This is a genomic window from Roseburia sp. AF20-18LB, from assembly GCF_003461185.1.
Classification (GTDB): Bacteria; Bacillota; Clostridia; order Lachnospirales; family Lachnospiraceae; genus Roseburia_C; species Roseburia_C amylophila.
In genome coordinates this window covers 83,424-104,938 of record NZ_QTWP01000007.1, presented here as the reverse complement: position 1 = coordinate 104,938, position 21,515 = coordinate 83,424, and the positions used below count along the sequence as shown (strand labels likewise).

Below are 21,515 nucleotides of genomic sequence, written 5' to 3'. Positions count from 1 at the left end.
TTATGGAAATGATCGGAAGTAAGAAGAAGAAAAAGAAGCTGTCGAAACCAATCCTGTATGTTATACTTATTATAGTTGCGGTAATACAGATATTTCCATTAATCTGGCTGTTAGATTTTTCACTGGCGAGCAGTTCAGAAATGTTTACCAACGGACTTCTGGTAATGCCGAAGAAAATCCAGTGGGGCAATTACGTAAAAGCTTTTGTAGATGGTAATTTCCTCTGGTATCTGAAGAATAGTATTTTAATCAATGGATTAGCAGTGCTTCTTGTAATTGTAGTATCTATTATGTCGGCATTTGCATGCCGTAGAATGAAATGGAAATTAAGTACATTCGTAAAAACACTTTTATTAATGGGACTGATGATTCCGATTCATGCGACACTGCTTCCGAATTATAAGATTTACAGCCGCCTGGGAATGACAGATACCATCTGGGCATTGTTGATACCATATGTTGCATTTTCACTTCCACAGGGATTGTTCTTAATGACAAGCTTTATGGAATCCATTCCGGTAGAGTTAGAGGAAGCAGCAGTAATGGATGGTTGTGGAATATATCGTATTTTATTCCAGATTATTACACCAATGTTAAAATCCTCCATTGCAACTGTAGCAATCATGACGTTCTTAAATAACTGGAATGAATTTATGATGGCAAGTACCTATTTAAGCTCTGATAAATGGAAGACACTTCCATTCTCGGTTCTTGAATTTACCGGTGAGTATTCGTCAAATTACGCAGTACAGTTTGCAGTTATGGCATTGACAGCAGCTCCGGCAGTTATTGTATATATTATATTGAATAAACATATCACCAAGGGTGTTGCCATGGGTGCAGTAAAAGGATAAGAGAGGGTACATGAGGGATGCAGAAGATTAGAAAATGGATAAACGGTCTGAGTGTAAAAGCAAAATTAATTATTTATGCATATGCAATCTTTACGCCTGTACTGATTCTCATCTGCGGCACCCTGATGGTACATAATTATAAACAGGCATCCAGTGACCGGTTGGAAGGTAACCGTGCCAACGTGGAATCCTTAGCAGAGAATATAAGTCTGCTACAATCGGATGTAAAAGATTATACAACCTATATCTGTATTAACCAGGAGATAAGGGGATTATTATCGGAACGTGATTCTGCTCCTTATAATGCAGATGCAAGATTGTGGCAGAATAATGGACCAATGGAAGTGGTTCAGGATATGATTTCCATGCGTGGAGAGATTAAGACAATAGCTATCTATCCGGAAAATGGAATAAGACCTTATTTAAGGGGTATGGATGGAAGTGTAAATCTCTCCACAATGGAAGATATACGGCAGACACAGATTTATCAGGAAACGGTGGATACAAAGCTTGGAATGATATGGAAAAGCGTGGATGCAGACGATAGTGGACCGTATCTTGCTAATTTCTCAGATAAAGTAGTGCTCTGCAGGGAAATTTATGATCTGTCACATAAGAAAAGACTTGGATTTATTGTAATAGGTGTTGGAAAAAGTAAATTTGAAGAACTGATGACCAATATGGTGAAAGAAGGCGGAGAAGCCGTAATGGTCGTAGATCCACATACGGGGGAACTGGTAACCGTTGGAGATGTGGATGATAAATTAAAAAAATATCTGACGGCAGAAGAATTCCGTCAGCAGGATTACAGAGAGAGGGAAAAGGATTTCATCTGGGGAGATTATGAAGTCATTTGTACCCAGCTGAATAAAGAAGGAGCAATTACCTGCAAGATTATACCAAGACAGCAGGTGCAGGCTCAGATAAGAAGTGTCGTTTATATGCCACTGGCATTACTGTTTGGACTGTTGATTGGCATGTTTCCGTTTTTTATGATTATTTCAAATCTTGTAACCAATCCGTTGCGAAAAGTAAGCGAAGCCATTTTAAAATTCTCTGCCGGTGATTTTGAGCAGCAGGTAAAAGTAGAAACCAATGACGAAGTCGGACAGGTGGCGGAATGCTTTAATGCAATGGTCGGAGAGATTAAGAAGCTGATTGATGAGAATTATGTGATTACCTTATCGGAAAAAGAAAGTGAGCTGGCCGCACTGCAGGCACAGATAAATCCGCATTTCCTGTATAATACGCTGGATTCTTTGTACTGGCAGGCAACAGAGGCAGGTAATGATGAAATTGCAGAGAGTATCTTATCACTGTCGTCATTGTTTCGGCTGACTTTAAACCAGGGACGCAGCATAATTACGGTAGAAAAAGAATTCGAACTGGTCCGGGAGTACTTAAAGATACAGAAAATGCGTTTCCCAAGAAAGCTGAATTACGAATTACATATTGCAGATGAAATTAAAGATGCAAAGATTCCCAAACTGATTATTCAGCCATTTGTGGAAAATGCAATTGTACATGGTTTTGAAAATGTCAGCAAACCGTGTAAACTTACCATAACAGGAACGCGTACCGGAGACCGTATTCATTTTGAAATAAAAGATACAGGAGTAGGAATGAAGCAGGAACAGATAGATGCTTTATGGGAAAATGAACCGGTCAATTATTCCAAACAGAGAATTGGAAGATATGCAATAAAAAATATCAGGGAAAGACTTCAGTTGAAGTATCATGAGCAATATATTCTGAAAATAGAAAGCACAGTTGGAGAAGGGACAACTGTAATACTTGAGATTCCATTTGAGGAGGGAGATTAATGGGGATTAAATTACTGATCGCAGATGATGAAGATGTTATATGTAAAGGTGTTGCGAAATATCTAAGACTTCATACAGACCGTTTCAGTAAAATTTATGAAGCAGAAAATGGAGAAGAAGCCTTAGATGTTATTTATCAAAAACAGCCAGACATGATGATACTGGATGTGCAGATGCCAATTAAGTCGGGATTGGATGTGATGCGGGAAGCAGCTAAAGCCGGGATAAGACCGATTACGGTCATTCTAAGTGGTTATGATGAATTTACTTATGCTCAGAAAGCAATCAAATTCGGAGCCAAAGAGTACCTTTTAAAGCCGGTCCGTGCAGCAGATATTCTTACATTGCTGAATAATCTGGCAGATGAATATATTGGAAAAGAAGAGACTGTGAAAGAACAGTCTGAGGCAGCCGCCGATAAAGAAAAAGAGAATCCACTAGTGAGTGAAGCCAAAGAATATATGAAAGAAAATTACGCAAGCAGTCTTACGTTGGCAGATGTGGCGGAATATCTGCAGATATCCACAGGCTATCTTTCTACGTTGATGAATCAGAATTTGAAATGTGGATTTACCGATTATCTGAATCAGATCCGTGTGGAAAGAGCGTGCTGTTATCTGGAGCAGAATTTCCTTAAAAATTATGAGATTGCTTATAAAGTGGGGTTTAATGACGAAAAATATTTCTCCAAAGTATTTAAGAAAATCAAAGGAATGTCACCGAAGGAATATCGGATAAAAGAGCGGTAAAGGAGGAAGTTTATGGAACTGACTTATTATACAACTACATATAAAGGCAATAAAAAAGAAACAAAAGAAGAGCATCATGTATTTGTAGATGATAGAGGAGAGGAGAATCAACTAATTAATCTGTATCCGCAGATTACCATGCAGAAAATAGAGGGATTTGGTGGAGCAGTTACGGATTCAGCCGGATATGTCTATTCCCTGTTAGATGACAGCCAGAAGAAAAAGCTGGTAGAGACTTATTTTGGAAAAAATAACATGAAATACAATCTAGTGCGGATTCCAATGGACAGCTGTGATTTTTCAATTGAGCATTATGAAGCAGATTCTGATGAAGAAGATAAAGATTTTGCAGAATTTTCTTTTGCACGGGTTGAAAAATATATTCTTCCATTATTAGATGCAGCAGAAGCATCCTATGGTGCAAAACTTGATATTATGTTATCTCCATGGAGCCCGCCAGCATATATGAAGACTAATGGAGAGAGAAATCACGGTGGAAAATTAAAAGAAGCTTATAAAAGACGGTGGGCAGAATATTTGTGTCGTTATATAGAAGAGTACAGAAACCGTGGCTATCATGTGACGAAAATGACGATGCAGAATGAGCCAAAGGCAGTGCAGCCATGGGATTCCTGTATTTATACCGAACAGGAAGAACGGGATTTTATAAAAGATTATCTTCATCCTGCACTGGTAGAACATCATCTTGATGATATAGAACTTTATATCTGGGATCATAATAAAGAGCGTGCGCTGGAATGGGCAGAGACAATCTTTACCGGAGAGACAGCTGATATGGTGGCAGGTCTGGCATTCCACTGGTACAGTGGAGATCATTTCGAAGCATTGCAGATGATAAAAAAACGTTTTCCGGATAAAAAGCTGCTCTTATCCGAGGCATGTATTGAATACAGTAAATTTGCTGCGAACGATTATCTTAAGAATGCACAGAAATATGCACATGATATGATAGGTAATTTAAACAATGGAATGCAGACATTTTTAGACTGGAATCTGCTTCTGGATGAGCAGGGTGGTCCGAATCATGTGGGAAATTTCTGTGATGCACCGTTTCTCTTTGATACAAAGAAAAAAGTGGTGATGGAAAGTAATATTGCAGGATACATCTGGCATTTCAGTCATTTTATCGAGCCGGGAGCAATCCGGATTGGAATGACACGTTATACAGACGAACTGGAAGTAACAGCATTTCAGAAAGAGGATAAAATCAGTTTTGTAGTATTGAACCGTACAGAGAAGAAGATTCCTTTCTTTTTGAGACTGGATAATACCTGTGTCAGTCTTGAATCAGAGCCGGAATCCATTGCAACAGGTGTAATTGTACAATAGCTCACCAATAGTATTCTAAGTATTTTTGGATAATATCAAAAGGTGCAGGACCGATGGACAACACTGCCTGGTGAAACTGTTTATCGGAATAGGAATCCCCGAAGGTTTCTTTGGCGTAGTCCTTTAGCTGAAGGAATTCCAGGCAGCCAATATAATATTTGAGATAATGAGCCGGCTCCGCTACGATATAGTCGTAGATTTCGGAGACGGCTTCCTTATTGTCGATGCCATAATCACTTAAGAAGTCCTTAAGGTCACTGAGTGTCCAGCCTTTTGCATGAATGGATAAATCTGCCGTGGCATAGAGGCTCAAAAGAGCGGACTGGTTGTGCATAAGGAGCGAAGCCTTTTCCTCCGTCAGACCGGCATAAGAGTAAGAGAGCATTTCCACATAAGTTGCCCAGCCCTCTACATAGCCGGGATAGTTGAGAATGCTCCGGATGGGTGCACAGCCGGAGGCAGACGTAGTGGTAGTCTGATAGAGATGTCCCGGGAATCCTTCGTGTGCCAGTGTGGTGAAAAGCTCGAAGCCTTCGTAGTGGCTGCGGGGATTGATATAGATGACATTATGGGAAATGTCATCGATAGGGGCCGTCAGATAAAAGGCGGGAGCCATGGAATCCTGCATACAAGGATCCACGGAGCGGACAGAAAAATCCGTTGAGACCGGTGGCAGGAAATCCTTTGCAATAGCGGAAGAAAGACAGGTAAGCATCTCTTCCGGGGTGGCATCCTTCAGCGGAAAATCGTCGGTAGTAAGAGAAATGCCGGGATGACTGGCAGCAATCCCGTTGATGGCAAGAAGGTCGGATTTCCGTTGCTTTTCCGTCATTTCTAAAAGTTCATCTATGGAATGGGAAGAGCCGGTGGCATCATAAACCAAAGCAGCATAATAGTCTGAGCCATCCGGAAAATAGCAAAGTCCGGCGGAGTTACTGCCACTACCTTTGTGCTCCACCAGAAAATCCCGCAAAGCTTCATAGGCTGGCAGAACATATTCTCTAAAAGCAGCTTCATTTTCGATACAGTAGGAAGCCTGTTCCTCTGCTGTTAAATCAGGAAGTTCCGCTACTTTATTACGAAAAGTAGTAATCAGATAATGCTCAGAACTGTTATCACAGAAGGTATTTAAGTCTGCAATCAGCGTATCCGCCTGGGTATCCGAAAGAAAAAGTCCCTCATTGATTTTATTTGTTTCATAATCTAAGACAGAATCAAAGCAGGCTGGGATCAGTGAAAGCAGAGTCAGATAATCCTCCACATCTTTACGGTCATAGAAATGGTATTCTGATAGCAGAACCGGAAGCTGGGCAGGAAATCCGGTGGAAGGACGCAGGATTTCCGGGTAATAGGTATAGTCCGACTGACTGCGGTTAGAAGAGACATAGTCATTTAAAATATCATAGGTCAGCTTCTGCTCGGTGGTCAGTACCTCATAGTCATAGGACTGTAACCCACAGGAGATATTTTCGATATTTAAGGCAGATTGCTTTCTGGCATCGGCAGAATAATCCGGCAGAGCAATTTTATAATCGGTAATGCCATAGACTTCCGGCTGGCTTAAGGTATAGTGAAGGGTCAGGGTATCGGAGGTTACTTCACTTTGAAATAAAAGACTGGTATATTCCTCAAAGGAAATGGAATCCGGCGCAATATAACCGGAATCAGAAGCCGACTGGTCTTTGCTGCACCCGCTTAGAAGAAATAAGGATAAAGCAAAGCAAATGGTTATCAGAAAAGGAGAAATATATTTGTGCAGCATAGACGGCCTCGGATGAAGAGTGTTCAACAAAGAATATGAAAAAAATCGTATCGATATGACAAAAGAACGTGATATGGCAGAAGAGGGTGTGCTATAATCACCAGAGAAAGTAGTTCCTTCCGGGAAAACTGCATATAGTAGAGTAACGGGAAAGCAAAAGAGGTTCGAAATGAATTATCTGTGGGGATTTATGATTCTTGTGGGAGTGCTCTACGGTGCAATCAACGGAACACTGCCGGAAGTGACGGAGGCAGCAGTAAACTCTGCCAAAGAAGCAGTGGCATTAGCCATTACCATGACAGGAGTCATGGCGTTCTGGATGGGAATGATGAAAATTGCGGAATGCAGCGGCATTGTAAAAGCGGCAGTAAAGAAAATGCGGCCGGTGCTGACATTTCTTTTTCCGGATATACCCGATGACCATCCTGCCAATCATTACATAGCAGTCAACATGATAGCCAATATGTTAGGGCTTGGCTGGGCGGCAACGCCGGCAGGCTTAAAGGCAATGCAGCAATTACAGGAGTTACATATTGCCAGACTTAAGGCAGCCGGAAAAAACATACAGAAGTATTCCGGAAATGCCACAAAGGAAATGTGTACCTTTTTGATTATCAATATATCGTCTCTGCAACTGATTCCCATGAACATTGTGGCGTACCGCAGTCAGTATGGCTCGGTGCATCCGGCTGCGGTGGTGGGACCGGGACTTGCAGCGACCATTATCAGCACAGCAACGGCAATCATTTTCTGCCGGATTGTAAGTCGAAGGAGAACGGATTAATGTATACCATAGGAATCATCGAACAGGATAAAGCATTGGGGGATGCCATGGAGCAGGTACTGGATGAAAAAGGCTATTTTACAGTGCGGGCGGATTCCCTCACAGATGCCGGGGAGTTATTTCAGCAGGTTATTGTGGATATGGTGGTATTAGACCTTGAGCAGAAGGAATTTGCCGGAAAAGAGGATGCAGCAGCAAAATGGGAGAATACCCTCCTCGCCCTGGTGCAGGCAAAGCCACTGCTATTGATTCGGCCGGAGAAAACCGGCTCTGTTTTTGAACGGTGTAAAAAATGCATAGAACGGGCAGACGATTATATCAGAAAGCCCTTTGATATACAGGAATTCCGCATCCGCGTGGAAGTACGTCTGAGTAAGATTCCGGCAGAAAAAGAGAAAGTAAGATTTTTCTATTACGAAGAGATAAAGCTGGATATCGAGAAGCGGCTGGCGACCATTGGCGGGCAGACTACGAAGCTTACCAGAACAGAAGCTGCTATTTTAAAATGCCTGATACAGCGGAACGGACGGACAGTGACAAAGACCACGCTGTTAGACGAAATTGCAGAAGATACACCGGACTGTGTGGAAAATTCCATCAAAGTCCATGCCAGCAACTTACGACGGAAACTGCGGGAATTAAGCGGCAGGGATTACATCGAAACCCGCAAGGGCGTGGGGCTGCGCCTGCGGAAGCAGTAAAAAGAGGCATGATAGTTCTCCTGCCTGCATAGAATGAAAAAGAAGCTCTTATCAGGAGAATGAGGATGCGCTTTCTTATGTTTCTGTCAGATGCCCTGATTCCGATACTGGTCTTTTACATCGTAGGATTCGGCATTCTGATGAAGAAAAATGTATATGACGATTTCTTAAAGGGAGCAAAAGAGGGCATACAGACAGTAGTTGGAATTCTGCCAACGCTGGTGGGGCTTATGGTAGCAGTCGGGATCCTAAGAGCCTCCGGGCTGTTGGACTTCATTTCTACTACTTGCATGGGCTGGACGAAACATATCGGAATCCCTTCCGAGCTTATCCCCATTGCCATTGTCAAAATGTTTTCCTCCTCGGCGGCAACCGGACTGCTGGTGGATTTATATAAGGAAGCCGGGTGTGATTCCTTCGTGGGAATGGCAGCCTCTGTCATGTTAAGCTGCACCGAGACCATTTTTTATACCATGTCAATTTATTTTATGTCGGTAAAAGTACGAAAGACCGGCTTTACGCTTCCGGGAGCATTGTTTGCTACGCTGGCAGGAATTGCGGCAAGTATCTTTTTGGCGGGACGAGTGTAGACTTTCCATAAATAGTGTGCTACACTTTTTCTGGGTTGACGAGGACTGTACAGGACTTCAGATGATGAAGATACAATTCTTCAAAAATCAGGAATAAAAGTGCTTGTAACTGTATATTATGTAAGGCAGGGACATAGAAATTTGACATTTGCAGAAGGAAGGACTATAATAGCTTTTGCAAATAAATAGCGCGGGATGGAGCAGTCTGGAAGCTCGTCGGGCTCATAACCCGAAGGTCACAGGTTCAAATCCTGTTCCCGCAACTCTTTAACCACTGTCTTATGGGCGGTGGTTTTTTACTTTACAGGAAATTGCTTTCCTGTAAAGTAAAAACCGCTCCGCGAGGATGCGCACTGCGGCGTATAAGGTAGATGTCGCAAGCGACCGCCGCAGGCGCGAGAATGTGCCAAGGCACATTCTTTTTTACGCGAGTTGCTCGCAGTTACCAACGCATCCGTAAGAAGCTGCCAGTGGCAGATTCTGTAGGTCTATTGCAGCAAATAGAGAAAAATAAGGGGTGTGACAATGACAGGAAAGATTAAAAATGAGCGAAAGAAGAAAAAACAGCAGAATATCCTGTTTCGGATTTTATTTCTGCTGGCACTGGCAGTATTTTTGTATGCGGCAGTAAGATTGATTCTGTATGGAATTACTTACTGGAAAGGAAGCCATGAATATAAGGGACTGCAGAAATATGTCAGGGAGCAGCCAAAGGATGAAAGCAGTACGGAAGAAAACGGAGAATTTACCGTAGATTTTTCCGGATTAAAGGAGCTGAACCCGGACTGCATCGGCTGGATCCGGTTTGAAAATATTGATATCAGCTATCCGATTATGCAGGGAGAGGATAATGAATATTATCTGAAGCATACCTTTGAGGGACAGGCTGTAACAGCGGCAAGTATTTTCATGGATGCCAACAATCATGCTGATTTTTCTGACCAGAATACCTTCATCTATGGCCATAATATGAAGGACAAGACCATGTTTGGTAAATTAAATGACTATAAGGATGAGGAATTTTATAAAGAAAATCCGTATTTTTATATTTATACACCGGATTATACCTACCGTTATGATATTTTTTCCTGTTATCTGGCAAGAGTGGATAATGAAGTGGATTTCTATACCCAGTTTGCATCCGATGAGCAGTTTCAGGAATTCTTAGATGGTGTAAAGGCACAGTCAGCGTATGATACCGGCGTAGAGGTAACACCAGAGGATAAAGTAATTACATTGATGACCTGCAACAAAGCAGGCTATGATTACCGTTTCTTGGTACATGCGGTACAGACAGAGGCAGTTCCAAACGGTGACGTGGCACCGGCAGAGGAGAATGCAGGCACAGAAAGCGAAGCGGAATAAAAGAGAAAGACTACTTTTAATGGAACAGGAGGCAGCAGAATGGATGGTATCGAGACATTGAAGCAATGGGTCATGGACTCAGATAATATTGTATTCTTTGGAGGTGCAGGTGTATCTACGGAGAGCGGCATTCCGGATTTCAGGAGTGTGGACGGACTTTATAACCAGAAATACGATTATCCGCCGGAAACCATCTTAAGCCATAGCTTTTATATGCGTAAAAAAGAAGAATTTTACCGATTCTACCGGGATAAAATGCTGTGCCTGGATGCAAAGCCTAATGCAGCGCATAAGAAATTAGCAGAGCTTGAGGCAGCCGGTAAGTTAAAGGCGGTTGTGACGCAGAATATTGATGGACTGCATCAGGCAGCCGGCAGCAAAAAGGTATTAGAGCTTCATGGCAGTGTCCACCGGAACTACTGCCAGAGCTGCGGAAAGCTATTTGATGCCGAATATATTTTAAAGAGTAGTGGAATTCCAACCTGTGATGAATGCGGCGGCAGCATCAAGCCGGATGTGGTTTTATATGAGGAAGGCTTAGACCAGCAGACCTTAGAGGATGCTGTGTATTATATCAGCCATGCAGATATGCTCATCATCGGAGGTACTTCACTGGCAGTATATCCCGCAGCAGGACTTATCGATTATTACCGGGGCAATAAGCTGGTGCTGATTAATAAGTCCACCACGCCATTGGACAACCGGGCAGACTTACTGATACAGGGCAGCATCGGAGCCGTATTGTCAGAGGTCTGAAAGAGGCAGAAGAAATTACCTAATAATTATAGAAGATAATCATAGAAGAAAGGGACGACATGAATAATTATCAATACGAAGTAGGCGATATTGTAAAATTAAAAAAACAGCATCCCTGTGGAAGCCAGGAGTGGGAAATTCTTCGGGTAGGAGCGGATTTCCGGTTGAAATGCATGGGTTGTGACCATCAGATTATGATTGCCAGAAAACTGGTGGAGAAGAATACCAAAGGGCTTCGAAAAAAAAATGAGCAAAAAAATGAAACGGAAGCGTAAGAATAATAAGAAAAACACTTGCGAAACGGGTCAGATTATGCTATCATATAGGCTCGTGATATGTAAAAATTCCTTGCTTCCCGCATAGACAGGAGGCCAGAGACCAAAAGGAGGTAAATCTAGCATGAACAAATATGAATTAGCACTTGTTGTGAATGCCAAGATCGAAGACGATGTCAGAACTGCTACAGTTGAGAGAGCAAAAGAGTATATCACTCGTGCAGGTGGAACTGTAACAGAAGTAGAAGAGTGGGGTAAGAAGAAATTAGCTTACGACATTCAGAAAATGAGCGACGGCTTCTACTATTTCATCCAGTTCGAGGCAGAATCATCTGTTCCGGCAGAAGTAGAGCAGAATGTTCGTATTATGGACAACGTACTTCGTTTCTTATGCGTTAGAAAAGACGAGGCATAAATAGAAGAGAAGGAGAAAGTGGTATGAATAAAGTAATACTTATGGGACGTTTAACAAGAGACCCGGAGGTTCGTTACTCCAGCGGAGATAACCAGATGGCAATCGCAAGATATTCACTGGCTGTAGACCGCAGAGGCAGACGTGAAGGGAATGATGGGCAGACCGCTGATTTTATCAACTGCGTAGCATTTGGAAGAGCAGGAGAGTTTGCTGAGAAATATTTCCATAAAGGAATTAAGGTACTTGTAACAGGTCGTATCCAGACCGGAAGTTACACCAACAAAGACGGTCAGAAAGTATATACCACTGATGTCATAATAGAAGAGCAGGAATTTGCTGAGAGTAAATCAGCATCCGACAATGCAGGCGGTTTTGCACCGGCTGACAGACCTTCACCAAGCAGTGCAGGCGATGGATTTATGAATATCCCTGACGGAATTGATGAGGAATTACCATTTAACTAAATCAATAGGAGGTAATAGCCATGGCTTTCAATAAGACAGACAGAGATGGTGCGCCAATGAGAAGAAGAGGCGGAATGCACAGAAGAAAGAAAGTTTGTGTTTTCTGTGGAAAAGACAACACCATCGATTATAAAGATGTAAATAAGTTAAAAAGATATATCTCTGAGAGAGGAAAAATCCTTCCAAGAAGAATCACAGGAAACTGTGCAAAACATCAGAGAGCTTTGACAGTTGCTATCAAGAGAGCACGTCATATCGCAATTATGCCTTACGTTCAGGATTAATTCTGAACTCAGCAGGTACACAACGTATACAAAAGGACGATTCGAAAGAATCGTCTTTTTTTGCTTTACAGGAAATTGCTTTCCTGTAAAGTAAAAAACGCTCCGCGAGGATGTACCTTGGCACATTCTTTGTTCCATGTAGCGAGAAAATCGCATGCTTGCATACAGATTTAAAACCAGAGAAGTAAAATCGGTTGCGAAATAGAATAAGGTATGGTATATTATTCCATGTAACTGCGTTAATACGCTAAAGAACAATGAATGTAAGGGAGAAATTATCATGAAAACATTGAAGAAAGCATTAGTAACTGGTTTAGTTGCCGTAATGATGGTAGTAAACCTGGCTGGCTGTGGAAAATTTGATGCAGCAGCTTATGTAGAGTCCTGTCTGGATCTTTTAACAAAAGGAGAGACAGAGCAGTACATGAAAATGACTGGCCGTAGCAAAGAGCAGGCAGAATCTGATTACGAATCTAACATCGACGCTATGATGACAGAGATGGATCAGTTCAACTTATCCGATGAGTTAAGCAACAGCTATCGTCAGCTTTTTAAAGATGTATATGCAAAAGCAAAATACACCGTAAAAGATGCTGAGAAGATGGATGACAAAGACGGATATTATGTAACTGTTGAAATTGAACAGATGACAGGTCTTTTCAATGGAATCCAGGAAGAACTTATGACAGAGTTCACAGAGTGGGCAAATTCCTTTGATGCAGATACTTATCCAACAGAGGATGAAATGTATGAACAGATGTATCAGATGATGTATGATCTTATGAGTGCAAGAGTAGACAGTATCACATATAATGATCCACAGGAAGTTGTTGTAGAAGTGATTGGAGAAGACAACGTATACAGCATTTCTGATGGAAGCATGACAGAGCTTGATGAAGCATTATTAGATGTAGCAACAGAGTAATTAAAATCAGAAATCATTATTAATAAGAAGAAGGCAGGTAATTGCAAAAGCAGTTACCTGCTTTTTTACATACAATTTACAAAACCATAGCTTTGTATTTTACGTTCCCCCGTTATGATAACAATTGTCACGAAGACGAGAAAAAAAGAACAAATCATTTTGGAGGAAAGAAAATGAAGAAGAAATTATTATCCGTAATGCTTGTAGGAGCATTAGCAATCAGCGCTTTAACAGGATGTGGAAGCAAAGATACCACATCAAACAACAGCAAGGCTGACACAACAGCAGAAGCAGACACAAACACAGATAGCAGCGACGCAGCATCAGATTTTGATACCAGTGAAATGATCAATGTACAGTCCAGAGAAGATGGTTCCGGTACAAGAGGAGCATTCATCGAGCTGTTCGGTATCGAAGAGAAAGATGCAGATGGAAATAAAATTGACAACACAACAGAGGAAGCAAACATCACAAACAGTACAGAAGTAATGCTTACATCTGTAGCAGGTGATGAATATGCAATCGGTTATGTATCACTTGGTTCTTTAAATGATACCGTAAAGGCATTAAAGATTGACGGAGCAGAAGCAACAGCAGAAAATATCAAAGCCGGTACATACAAAATCGCAAGACCATTTAATATCGCAACGAAAGGTGATGCAACAGGACTTGCAGCAGATTTCATCAACTACATCATGAGTGATGAAGGACAGAAAGTAATCGAAGACAATGGTTATATTTCACAGGGAAGCAACGGAGCATTTACATCGGATGGTTCTACCGGAAAAATCGTAGTAGCTGGATCTTCTTCTGTAACACCTGTAATGGAGAAATTAATTGAAGCATACAAAGCAATCAACAAAGATGCAGAAATCGAACTTCAGGAATCTGATTCTACAACAGGTATGACAGCAGCAATGGAAGGAACCTGTGATATCGGAATGGCTTCCAGAGAATTAAAGGACAGCGAAACAGAAGGCGGACTTACTGCACAGGTAATTGCAATGGATGGTATCGCAGTAGTAGTAAACAACAGTAACCCAATGGATGAGATGAGTTCAGATAATGTAAAGGATATCTTCACAGGTGCAGTAACAACCTGGGATGAAGTTGCAAAATAAATCTGCAAGTAGGATAAGGTAAGAACAGTATGAATAATTTCAAAGAAAAAGCAATGAAAATAGTATTCTTACTTACAGCCAGTTTCTCCATACTGGCTGTTGCCTTAATCTGCGTTTTCCTTTTTGCAAATGGAATACCGGCAATCAAAGAAATCGGATTGCCGGACTTTCTGCTAGGTACAAAATGGAAACCGGGAAATAACCTCTATGGAATCTTCCCGATGATTTTAGGCAGTATCTATGTAACCGCCGGAGCAATTGTGGTGGGAGTACCAATTGGGATCTTAATGGCAATCTTTATGGCAAGATTTTGCCCGAAGAAGCTTCACAGCTTCTTAAAGCCGATGGTAGACCTGTTAGCAGGAATCCCGTCCATCGTATATGGATTCTTTGGTCTGGTAGTCATAGTACCATTTGTAAGAGAACATTTTAAAGGAAACGGAAACAGTATATTTACCGCATCGATTCTTCTTGGAATCATGATACTTCCAACGATTATCAGTGTATCGGAAGCTGCAATCCGTGCAGTGCCGGAGCATTATTATGAAGGTGCACTGGCACTTGGCGCAACCCATGAGCGGAGTGTTTTTAAAACCGTGGTTCCGGCAGCCAAATCAGGAATTATGGCAGCAGTCATCTTGGGAATCGGCCGTGCCATTGGTGAGACCATGGCGGTTATGATGGTAGTAGGTAACCAGGCGCGTATTCCGAACAGTATATTTAAGGGTGTACGTACCCTGACAACAAATATCGTAATTGAAATGGGTTATGCAACGGACCTGCACCGTGAGGCATTGATTGCAACCGGCGTTGTACTGTTTGTATTTATCCTCATTATCAATCTGGTATTTTCAATTGTAAAAGGAAAGGCGGATAAAGAATAATGACAAAATTCAAAGATAAAATGAATTCTTATAAAAAGCATCCGGGTTCCTTCCTTTTATTACTGCTGGTAGTAGCAGCGGCAATTATAACAGTAGCAGTATTACTTTATCTGGTGGCGTACATATTGATTCATGGTGTGCCATATTTAAAACCAGGTCTTTTTGCACTGGAATATAATTCGGATAACGTATCCATGCTTCCGGCAATGATAAATACACTGGAAATGACGCTGTTTTCCCTGCTTTTTGCAGTGCCGCTTGGAATCGGAGCCGCAGTTTATCTGGTGGAATATGCACCGAAGGGAAGTAAACTGGTTAAAGTAGTCAGAATTACGGCAGAGACCTTAACGGGTATTCCTTCTATTATATACGGTCTGTTTGGTATGTTATTTTTCGTAACATACCTGCACTGGGGCTATTCCATGTTAGCCGGTGCGGCAACTCTTGCCATTATGGTATTGCCGGTTATCATGCGAACCACAGAAGAAGCATTACTCTGTGTACCGGATACCTACCGGGAAGGAAGCTTTGGATTGGGAGCCGGAAGACTTCGTACCATATTCCGTATCGTACTCCCATCTGCGATGCCTGGAATCTTGTCTGGAATCATTCTGGCAGTAGGACGAATTGTAGGAGAGACCGCAGCACTGATTTATACTGCAGGAACGGTAGCAGACCTTGCACCAAACCTGATGGCATCCGGACGAACCTTGGCCGTTCATATGTATTCACTTTCCAGAGAGGGCTTACATACCAATGAGGCTTATGCAACCGGCGTAGTTCTTCTGGTTATTGTATTACTGATAAATGGTGTATCAACTTTGATAGCCAGGAAATTCACGAAAGGAGATGGAGAAGTAAAATGAGTGAGCAGGCAAAATTTTCTGTCAAAGGACTTGACTTATATTACGGAGACTTCCATGCATTAAAAGATGTGAATCTTGATATCAATGCAAAAGAGATAACTGCATTTATCGGACCATCCGGTTGTGGAAAGTCTACATTTTTAAAAACATTAAACAGAATGAATGATTTGGTAGAGGGCTGTAAGATTACCGGAGACGTAAGATTAGACGGTGAAAACATATACAGCGGCATGGATGTCAGTCAGCTTAGAAAGCGTGTGGGAATGGTATTCCAGAAGCCAAATCCATTTCCGATGAGCATCTATGACAACATTGCATACGGTCCGAGAACCCACGGTATCCACAACAAAGCCAAATTAAATGAAATCGTGGAGACATCCCTGCGTCAGGCAGCTATCTGGGATGAAGTAAAAGATCGTCTGAATAAGAGTGCATTGGGCATGTCCGGTGGACAGCAGCAGAGACTTTGTATTGCAAGAGCGCTGGCAGTACAGCCGGAAGTAATCCTGATGGATGAGCCGACTTCTGCACTGGATCCGATTTCCACTTCCAAAATAGAGGATCTGGTGATCGAATTAAAAAAAGATTATACCATTATTATGGTAACCCACAATATGCAGCAGGCAACCCGTGTATCGGATAAAACCGTATTTTTCTTATTGGGAGAGATAATCGAGAGTGGAGATACCGAAAAATTATTCTCCGTTCCAACAGACAAACGGACAGAAGATTATATTACAGGGAGGTTCGGTTAAATGCGTAATCGTTTTGACAGACAGCTAGAACAGTTAAACAATGAATTAATCCAAATGGGAAGCATGATAGAGCATGCCATTGAAATGGCAGTTTCTGCACTGGTAAACCAGAATACGGAAAAAGCCAAAGAAGCAATGGCATATGATGTGGAAATCGACCATCAGGAGCGTGATATTGAATCCTTATGCATGAAGCTTTTATTGCAGCAGCAGCCGGTAGCAAGAGATTTGCGTCTGATTTCTGCAGCATTAAAGATGATTACCGATATGGAGCGAATCGGTGACCATGCCGGTGATATTTCCGAGATGACACTGCTGATGTCTGATGAACCGTATATCATCAGCCCGGAGGAGATTCAGGGTATGGCAAAGGAAACCACAGACATGGTTATCAAGAGCATTGATGCCTTTGTAAAACGCGATATGGAGCTGGCAAAGAAAGTAATCGCACAGGATGATGTTGTGGATGACCTTTTCATGAAAGTAAAACAGGATTTAATCCAGATGATCAATAAAAGCGCAGAAAATGGCGAGCAGGCAGCAGATATTCTTATGGTAGCCAAGTATTTTGAGCGAATCGGAGATCATGCGACCAATATTGCGGAATGGGTAATCTATTCCATTACCGGAAGCCACATTAACTAAACATTCTTAGACAAAAGTGAAAAAAATAGTACATTTTTTACACTGCTTATACATAATTCTTACAAACTGTCAAAATGTCCTTGCAAAATGCCTCTAAAGTGTATATGGTGTATATGTAAGACGAAAAATATGTAAAAAATTGAAAAGTCTATGCATATTACCATGCATAAGGAGGACAAAATGGACATTTTTGGAATACTGACACTGATTGGAGGATTGGCTCTGTTCCTGTATGGAATGGATGTTATGGGAGCTGGGCTGGAGAAAGTATCAGGAGGCAAGTTAGAGAGGATACTGGAGAAATTAACTTCCAATCCGCTCAAAGGAGTGCTGTTAGGAGCCGGAGTAACTGCTGTTATTCAGTCATCTTCAGCAACTACCGTAATGGTAGTTGGTTTTGTAAACTCCGGAATTATGAAACTTTCCCAGGCAATTGGTATTATCATGGGTGCCAATATCGGTACAACGGTAACATCCTGGCTCTTAAGTCTAACCGGAATAGATAGTGGAAATGTATGGATTAATCTCTTAAAACCATCTTCTTTTACACCGGTTCTTGCGATGATAGGTATTGTTTTAATGATGACCGGAAAGAAAAGCAAGAAAGCTGATGTAGGGGAGATTTTATTAGGCTTTGCAGTATTGATGACCGGAATGGAAAGTATGAGCGGAGCAGTAAAACCGTTGGCTGATGTTCCTGAATTTACCAATATACTGACTATGTTCCATAATCCAATTTTAGGAATTCTGGTAGGAGCACTTCTGACAGCGGTGATTCAGAGCTCGTCCGCATCTGTAGGTATACTGCAGGCACTGTCTGTAACAGGAGCATTTACTTATGGCTCAGTTATTCCGATTATTTTAGGACAGAATATCGGAACCTGTGTTACAGCTATGATTTCTTCTGTTGGAGCAAACCGGAATGCAAAGCGTACTGCTTTTGTGCATCTGTATTTTAATATTATTGGTACCGTATTGTTCCTGACATTATATAGTATTTTGAATGCAGTTATTCATTTCCCGTTTGCAAATGATACAGTTGGTGTAGCAGGAATTGCACTGATTCACAGTATCTTTAATATATTTGCAACTGTAGTTTTATTCCCGTTTACAAAGGGACTGGAGAAGTTGGCATATCTGACACTTCCGATTACCGAAGAGGAAAAGAGCAAGAAAGAGGTACAGGAGTTCCCGTTATTAGACGACCGTTTCCTTGCAACACCATCCTTTGCCATTGAGCAGTGCCACAGCATGTCCATTGAGATGGCAAACCTTTCCAAGGATTCCTTCTTAGAAGCAATCGGACTTTTGGAGAATTATACACAGGAAGTAGCGGACGACATTATCGCAAAGGAAAATCTCGTAGATAAATACGAAGACAAGCTGCGTGCTTATCTGACCAAGTTAAGCAGTCAGAATCTGACCTATGCAGACAGCCAGAATGTATCTACGCTGTTACATTGTATTACAGATTTTGAACGTATTTCGGACCATGCAGCGAATATCGTAGATTCCATTATCGAGATGAAAAAGAAGGAGCTGGTTTTCTCTAAGAAAGCAGAGGAAGAAATGCATGTATTTGGAAAAGCAGTAGAAGACATTCTCTGCCGTACCATGACTGCATACACTGCCGATGATGAAGAGCTGGCTAAGACCGTAGAACCATTAGAGCAGGTTATTGATGAATTAAATAAAGCAATTAAGAAACGGCATATCAAACGTCTCCGGAAAGGAAAATGTTCTATCGAGTTAGGACTGGTGCTGGCAGATATCGTTACCAACTATGAGCGTGTATCAGACCATTGTTCCAACATTGCAGTCTGCCTGATCCAGGAACAGGATAAAGATGTAGAAGAGCATGACCTGACGGCACATATGGATGAAGAAGACAATAGAAAATTTGCAGAGCAGATAAAAGAATATACAGAAAAATACGCTTTGCCGGAAAAATAAAAAAGCCGGGAGGAAAATGCAATGGCACTTATTTATATCGTAGAAGATGATATAAACATACGGGAAATCGAACGTTATGCACTAAAAAACAGTGGATTTGAAGTAGAGGAATTTGATAACGGAAAAGATTTCTTCCAGAGAGTGTCAGAGCAGGCACCATCCCTGATGCTGTTAGATATTATGCTGCCGGGAGAGGATGGGCTGGAAATTTTAAGCCGTGTCCGGAAAAATCCGGCAACAGAAAAGACTCCTGTGATTATGGTAACGGCAAAGACCACAGAGATTGACAAAGTCCGTGGACTGGATATGGGTGCAGATGATTATATCAGTAAGCCTTTTGGCGTTATGGAGCTGATCTCCAGAGTGAAAGCATTACTCCGCCGCACCGAAAAGGAAGATGATGGTGATACATTAGCCTGTGGAAGCATAGAGATTGATAATAAGCGTCACAGCGTAACCGTTCAGGGAGAAACCTGTGAGCTTACTTTTAAAGAATTTGAACTATTAAAATACCTTATGATAAACCAGGGCATTGTATTATCCCGTGACAAGCTGATGAATCAGGTCTGGGGATTTGAATACGAAGGAGAAAGCCGTACTGTAGATATGCACATAAAGACGCTCCGGCACAAGCTTGGCGATGGCGGACAACAGATTAAAACCGTCCGCAATGTGGGCTATGTGATGGAGCCATAGGAGCATTCATGAAGAAAAAAATAAATATACGATTTATTATGATAGCAGCGCTTGCCATTGTGGTCACAGCGCTGTCTGCTATGTTGGTGTATTATAATATTTTAAAAGAGCAGGTATTTGGAGATTTGAAAGCCTACGCCCATGTGATAGAGCTTTTGAATATAGATGACCTTGCAGCAGGAATAGAAAAAGACCCGTATAATCCCATCGATGATGACCTTCGAATCACATTGATTGGAGCAGATGGGGAAGTATTATATGAAAGTCTGTTAAATAAGGATGAGATGGACAATCATAATGAACGCCCGGAAATTATTGAAGCAAGGGAAAAAGGCGAAGGCGAAGCCATCCGTTACTCGGCCACTTCCGGAACCCATACCTTTTACTATGCGGAGCGTTTACAGAATGGAAATGTGCTTCGAATCGGAAGGGATTCCGTCAGTGTAAACCGTATTATGGTAAATACTTTAGTGATTGTACTGGTAATTGCACTTTGTATCCTCTTTGTCTGTATGGGAATTTCCCATTATCTGACGAAGAAGCTGGTAGAGCCTATCGAGAAGCTGGCAACGAATATTATGCTGGTGGATGAAAATAATGTATATGAAGAAATCCGGCCTTTTGTGAATACCATTAAGGAGCAGCACGTCAATATTATCAATAATGCGCAGCTTCGCCAGGAATTTACCGCGAACGTATCCCATGAATTAAAGACACCGCTGACGGCAATTTCCGGTTATGCGGAGTTAATCGGAAACGGAATGACCGGTAAAGAGGATACCATCCGTTTCTCTAATGAGATACATTCCAATGCCAACCGGCTGTTAAGCCTGATTAATGATATTATAAAGCTTTCAGAACTGGATGAAGCAGACCACCAGATGGAAATGGAAAGAATCGACCTTTATAAACTGGCAGAGAACTGTGTGCAGATGATGCAGGTGACAGCAGAGAAGCAGGGAATCAGGCTGACGTTGCAGGGAGAAAGCACCATGGCCATGGCAAACAAGGGACTGATGGATGAAGTCTTTTATAATCTTTGCAGCAATGCCATCCGCTATAATAAGCCAGGCGGAAGTGTCACAGTAACGGTAGGAACAAAGGATGAGCGTCCGTTCTTAAGTGTAGCGGATACCGGAATCGGAATTCCAAAGGAATGCCAGGAACGTGTATTTGAGCGGTTTTACCGGGTAGATAAGAGCCGTTCGAAATCCACCGGCGGAACAGGACTTGGACTTGCCATTGTAAAGCATATTGTGGCACAGCATAATGCTGCCCTTCACTTGGACAGTGAGCTGGATGAGGGAACCACCATAGAAATTGTATTTTAGGAAGAACAAGAATGGAAAGAATTGACATAAATTATCATTTAGCGTATATTTGAATAACAATCCGTGAGGGAGTAGTTCGCGTGAATACGTGATTTGTCAACAACCTCGGTCTGATGAAGGCCTGGCAAATCTTAATGAATGAGACTCATGTATGCAGCACAGGATAA

23 protein-coding genes and 1 tRNA gene are annotated in these 21,515 nt (G+C 41.8%); 23 read left to right on the top strand and 1 reads right to left on the bottom strand.

What is annotated here, in order from left to right:
- The first annotated feature begins 2 nt into the window (after nucleotides 1–2).
- From DWX65_RS12150 to DWX65_RS12135, 4 genes are read left to right on the top strand one after another with little or no spacing between them, the layout of a single operon-like run.
- Entirely contained in the window at nucleotides 3–854 is an 852-nt protein-coding gene (locus tag DWX65_RS12150) for a carbohydrate ABC transporter permease (protein ID WP_197420848.1), read from the top strand.
- A gap of 17 nt (nucleotides 855–871) precedes the next feature.
- Complete coding sequence (locus DWX65_RS12145; protein ID WP_118173506.1) at nucleotides 872–2,677, top strand: sensor histidine kinase; 1,806 nt, start codon at nucleotides 872–874, stop codon at nucleotides 2,675–2,677.
- Nucleotides 2,677–3,426: a response regulator transcription factor gene (locus DWX65_RS12140; RefSeq protein WP_117697934.1), complete on the top strand. Its 750-nt coding sequence runs from the start codon at nucleotides 2,677–2,679 to the stop codon at nucleotides 3,424–3,426. The genes DWX65_RS12145 and DWX65_RS12140 overlap by 1 nt, the downstream gene beginning before the upstream one ends.
- Nucleotides 3,427–3,438: 12 nt before the next feature.
- A complete protein-coding gene (locus tag DWX65_RS12135; protein WP_117842270.1) occupies nucleotides 3,439–4,776 on the top strand; it encodes a glycoside hydrolase family 30 protein in 1,338 nt (445 codons plus the stop codon).
- Nucleotide 4,777: 1 nt separating this feature from the next.
- On the opposite strand, the gene DWX65_RS12130 is transcribed toward DWX65_RS12135, so the two are convergent.
- Nucleotides 4,778–6,538 carry a DUF885 domain-containing protein gene (locus DWX65_RS12130; protein WP_118173505.1) on the bottom strand — a complete coding sequence of 587 codons (1,761 nt, stop codon included), beginning with the start codon at nucleotides 6,536–6,538 and terminating at the stop codon, nucleotides 4,778–4,780.
- Between the two features lie 169 nt (nucleotides 6,539–6,707).
- On the opposite strand from DWX65_RS12130, the gene DWX65_RS12125 reads away from it, so the two are divergent.
- From DWX65_RS12125 to DWX65_RS12035, 19 genes are all read left to right on the top strand, one after another.
- Nucleotides 6,708–7,322, top strand: coding sequence for a nucleoside recognition domain-containing protein (locus DWX65_RS12125; RefSeq protein ID WP_117697931.1), 615 nt, complete (start codon nucleotides 6,708–6,710; stop codon nucleotides 7,320–7,322).
- Nucleotides 7,322–8,023 (top strand): response regulator transcription factor, encoded by a 702-nt coding sequence (locus DWX65_RS12120; RefSeq protein WP_117697930.1) that lies wholly within the window; start codon nucleotides 7,322–7,324, stop codon nucleotides 8,021–8,023. The genes DWX65_RS12125 and DWX65_RS12120 overlap by 1 nt, the downstream gene beginning before the upstream one ends.
- Nucleotides 8,024–8,088: 65 nt before the next feature.
- Complete coding sequence (locus DWX65_RS12115) at nucleotides 8,089–8,613, top strand: spore maturation protein (RefSeq protein ID WP_022244272.1); 525 nt, start codon at nucleotides 8,089–8,091, stop codon at nucleotides 8,611–8,613.
- 189 nt (nucleotides 8,614–8,802) lie between these two features.
- Nucleotides 8,803–8,876, top strand: a tRNA-Met gene (locus tag DWX65_RS12110).
- Nucleotides 8,877–9,138: 262 nt separating this feature from the next.
- A complete protein-coding gene (gene srtB, locus DWX65_RS12105; RefSeq protein WP_117697929.1) occupies nucleotides 9,139–9,978 on the top strand; it encodes a class B sortase in 840 nt (279 codons plus the stop codon).
- 39 nt (nucleotides 9,979–10,017) lie between these two features.
- Nucleotides 10,018–10,734, top strand: a complete 717-nt coding sequence (locus tag DWX65_RS12100; protein ID WP_022244270.1) for an NAD-dependent protein deacylase — start codon at nucleotides 10,018–10,020, stop codon at nucleotides 10,732–10,734.
- A 59-nt stretch (nucleotides 10,735–10,793) separates the two neighbouring features.
- Nucleotides 10,794–11,009: a DUF951 domain-containing protein gene (locus DWX65_RS12095; RefSeq protein WP_022244269.1), complete on the top strand. Its 216-nt coding sequence runs from the start codon at nucleotides 10,794–10,796 to the stop codon at nucleotides 11,007–11,009.
- 124 nt (nucleotides 11,010–11,133) lie between these two features.
- Entirely contained in the window at nucleotides 11,134–11,424 is a 291-nt protein-coding gene (gene rpsF, locus DWX65_RS12090; protein WP_022244268.1) for a 30S ribosomal protein S6, read from the top strand.
- Nucleotides 11,425–11,447: 23 nt separating this feature from the next.
- Entirely contained in the window at nucleotides 11,448–11,888 is a 441-nt protein-coding gene (locus tag DWX65_RS12085; protein ID WP_022244267.1) for a single-stranded DNA-binding protein, read from the top strand.
- A gap of 20 nt (nucleotides 11,889–11,908) precedes the next feature.
- Nucleotides 11,909–12,172 carry a 30S ribosomal protein S18 gene (gene rpsR / locus DWX65_RS12080; protein WP_022244266.1) on the top strand — a complete coding sequence of 88 codons (264 nt, stop codon included), beginning with the start codon at nucleotides 11,909–11,911 and terminating at the stop codon, nucleotides 12,170–12,172.
- A 280-nt stretch (nucleotides 12,173–12,452) separates the two neighbouring features.
- Nucleotides 12,453–13,097, top strand: a complete 645-nt coding sequence (locus DWX65_RS12075) for a hypothetical protein (RefSeq protein WP_117697928.1) — start codon at nucleotides 12,453–12,455, stop codon at nucleotides 13,095–13,097.
- A 173-nt stretch (nucleotides 13,098–13,270) separates the two neighbouring features.
- Nucleotides 13,271–14,218, top strand: a complete 948-nt coding sequence (locus tag DWX65_RS12070) for a substrate-binding domain-containing protein (protein WP_117697927.1) — start codon at nucleotides 13,271–13,273, stop codon at nucleotides 14,216–14,218.
- 29 nt (nucleotides 14,219–14,247) lie between these two features.
- Entirely contained in the window at nucleotides 14,248–15,102 is an 855-nt protein-coding gene (pstC, locus tag DWX65_RS12065; protein WP_117697926.1) for a phosphate ABC transporter permease subunit PstC, read from the top strand.
- Entirely contained in the window at nucleotides 15,102–15,968 is an 867-nt protein-coding gene (gene pstA / locus DWX65_RS12060; protein WP_117697925.1) for a phosphate ABC transporter permease PstA, read from the top strand. Before pstC ends, pstA begins: the two co-directional genes overlap by 1 nt.
- The gene (gene pstB, locus DWX65_RS12055; protein ID WP_117697924.1) at nucleotides 15,965–16,723 is read left to right on the top strand and encodes a phosphate ABC transporter ATP-binding protein PstB; all 759 of its coding nucleotides are present in this window, start codon (nucleotides 15,965–15,967) and stop codon (nucleotides 16,721–16,723) included. The genes pstA and pstB overlap by 4 nt, the downstream gene beginning before the upstream one ends.
- Nucleotides 16,724–17,368: a phosphate signaling complex protein PhoU gene (gene phoU / locus DWX65_RS12050; RefSeq protein ID WP_117697923.1), complete on the top strand. Its 645-nt coding sequence runs from the start codon at nucleotides 16,724–16,726 to the stop codon at nucleotides 17,366–17,368. It abuts the gene before it with no gap.
- A gap of 180 nt (nucleotides 17,369–17,548) precedes the next feature.
- Nucleotides 17,549–19,321, top strand: a complete 1,773-nt coding sequence (locus tag DWX65_RS12045) for a Na/Pi cotransporter family protein (RefSeq protein WP_117697922.1) — start codon at nucleotides 17,549–17,551, stop codon at nucleotides 19,319–19,321.
- A gap of 21 nt (nucleotides 19,322–19,342) precedes the next feature.
- Nucleotides 19,343–20,017, top strand: coding sequence for a response regulator transcription factor (locus DWX65_RS12040; RefSeq protein ID WP_117842257.1), 675 nt, complete (start codon nucleotides 19,343–19,345; stop codon nucleotides 20,015–20,017).
- 8 nt (nucleotides 20,018–20,025) lie between these two features.
- Nucleotides 20,026–21,348, top strand: coding sequence for a sensor histidine kinase (locus DWX65_RS12035; protein ID WP_118173504.1), 1,323 nt, complete (start codon nucleotides 20,026–20,028; stop codon nucleotides 21,346–21,348).
- The last annotated feature ends 167 nt before the right edge of the window (nucleotides 21,349–21,515 follow it).

Coding starts and splice junctions, on each gene's coding strand:
- DWX65_RS12150 (WP_197420848.1), top strand. CDS start 3: ATGGAAATGATCGGAAGTAAGAAGAAGAAAAAGAAGCTGTCGAAACCA.
- DWX65_RS12045 (WP_117697922.1), top strand. CDS start 17,549: ATGGACATTTTTGGAATACTGACACTGATTGGAGGATTGGCTCTGTTC.
- DWX65_RS12095 (WP_022244269.1), top strand. CDS start 10,794: ATGAATAATTATCAATACGAAGTAGGCGATATTGTAAAATTAAAAAAA.
- DWX65_RS12120 (WP_117697930.1), top strand. CDS start 7,322: ATGTATACCATAGGAATCATCGAACAGGATAAAGCATTGGGGGATGCC.
- DWX65_RS12070 (WP_117697927.1), top strand. CDS start 13,271: ATGAAGAAGAAATTATTATCCGTAATGCTTGTAGGAGCATTAGCAATC.
- DWX65_RS12145 (WP_118173506.1), top strand. CDS start 872: ATGCAGAAGATTAGAAAATGGATAAACGGTCTGAGTGTAAAAGCAAAA.
- srtB (WP_117697929.1), top strand. CDS start 9,139: ATGACAGGAAAGATTAAAAATGAGCGAAAGAAGAAAAAACAGCAGAAT.
- DWX65_RS12130 (WP_118173505.1), bottom strand. CDS start 6,538: ATGCTGCACAAATATATTTCTCCTTTTCTGATAACCATTTGCTTTGCT.
- DWX65_RS12075 (WP_117697928.1), top strand. CDS start 12,453: ATGAAAACATTGAAGAAAGCATTAGTAACTGGTTTAGTTGCCGTAATG.
- phoU (WP_117697923.1), top strand. CDS start 16,724: ATGCGTAATCGTTTTGACAGACAGCTAGAACAGTTAAACAATGAATTA.
- DWX65_RS12140 (WP_117697934.1), top strand. CDS start 2,677: ATGGGGATTAAATTACTGATCGCAGATGATGAAGATGTTATATGTAAA.
- pstB (WP_117697924.1), top strand. CDS start 15,965: ATGAGTGAGCAGGCAAAATTTTCTGTCAAAGGACTTGACTTATATTAC.
- pstA (WP_117697925.1), top strand. CDS start 15,102: ATGACAAAATTCAAAGATAAAATGAATTCTTATAAAAAGCATCCGGGT.
- DWX65_RS12115 (WP_022244272.1), top strand. CDS start 8,089: ATGCGCTTTCTTATGTTTCTGTCAGATGCCCTGATTCCGATACTGGTC.
- DWX65_RS12100 (WP_022244270.1), top strand. CDS start 10,018: ATGGATGGTATCGAGACATTGAAGCAATGGGTCATGGACTCAGATAAT.
- rpsR (WP_022244266.1), top strand. CDS start 11,909: ATGGCTTTCAATAAGACAGACAGAGATGGTGCGCCAATGAGAAGAAGA.
- pstC (WP_117697926.1), top strand. CDS start 14,248: ATGAATAATTTCAAAGAAAAAGCAATGAAAATAGTATTCTTACTTACA.
- DWX65_RS12035 (WP_118173504.1), top strand. CDS start 20,026: ATGAAGAAAAAAATAAATATACGATTTATTATGATAGCAGCGCTTGCC.
- DWX65_RS12125 (WP_117697931.1), top strand. CDS start 6,708: ATGAATTATCTGTGGGGATTTATGATTCTTGTGGGAGTGCTCTACGGT.
- rpsF (WP_022244268.1), top strand. CDS start 11,134: ATGAACAAATATGAATTAGCACTTGTTGTGAATGCCAAGATCGAAGAC.
- DWX65_RS12135 (WP_117842270.1), top strand. CDS start 3,439: ATGGAACTGACTTATTATACAACTACATATAAAGGCAATAAAAAAGAA.
- DWX65_RS12040 (WP_117842257.1), top strand. CDS start 19,343: ATGGCACTTATTTATATCGTAGAAGATGATATAAACATACGGGAAATC.
- DWX65_RS12085 (WP_022244267.1), top strand. CDS start 11,448: ATGAATAAAGTAATACTTATGGGACGTTTAACAAGAGACCCGGAGGTT.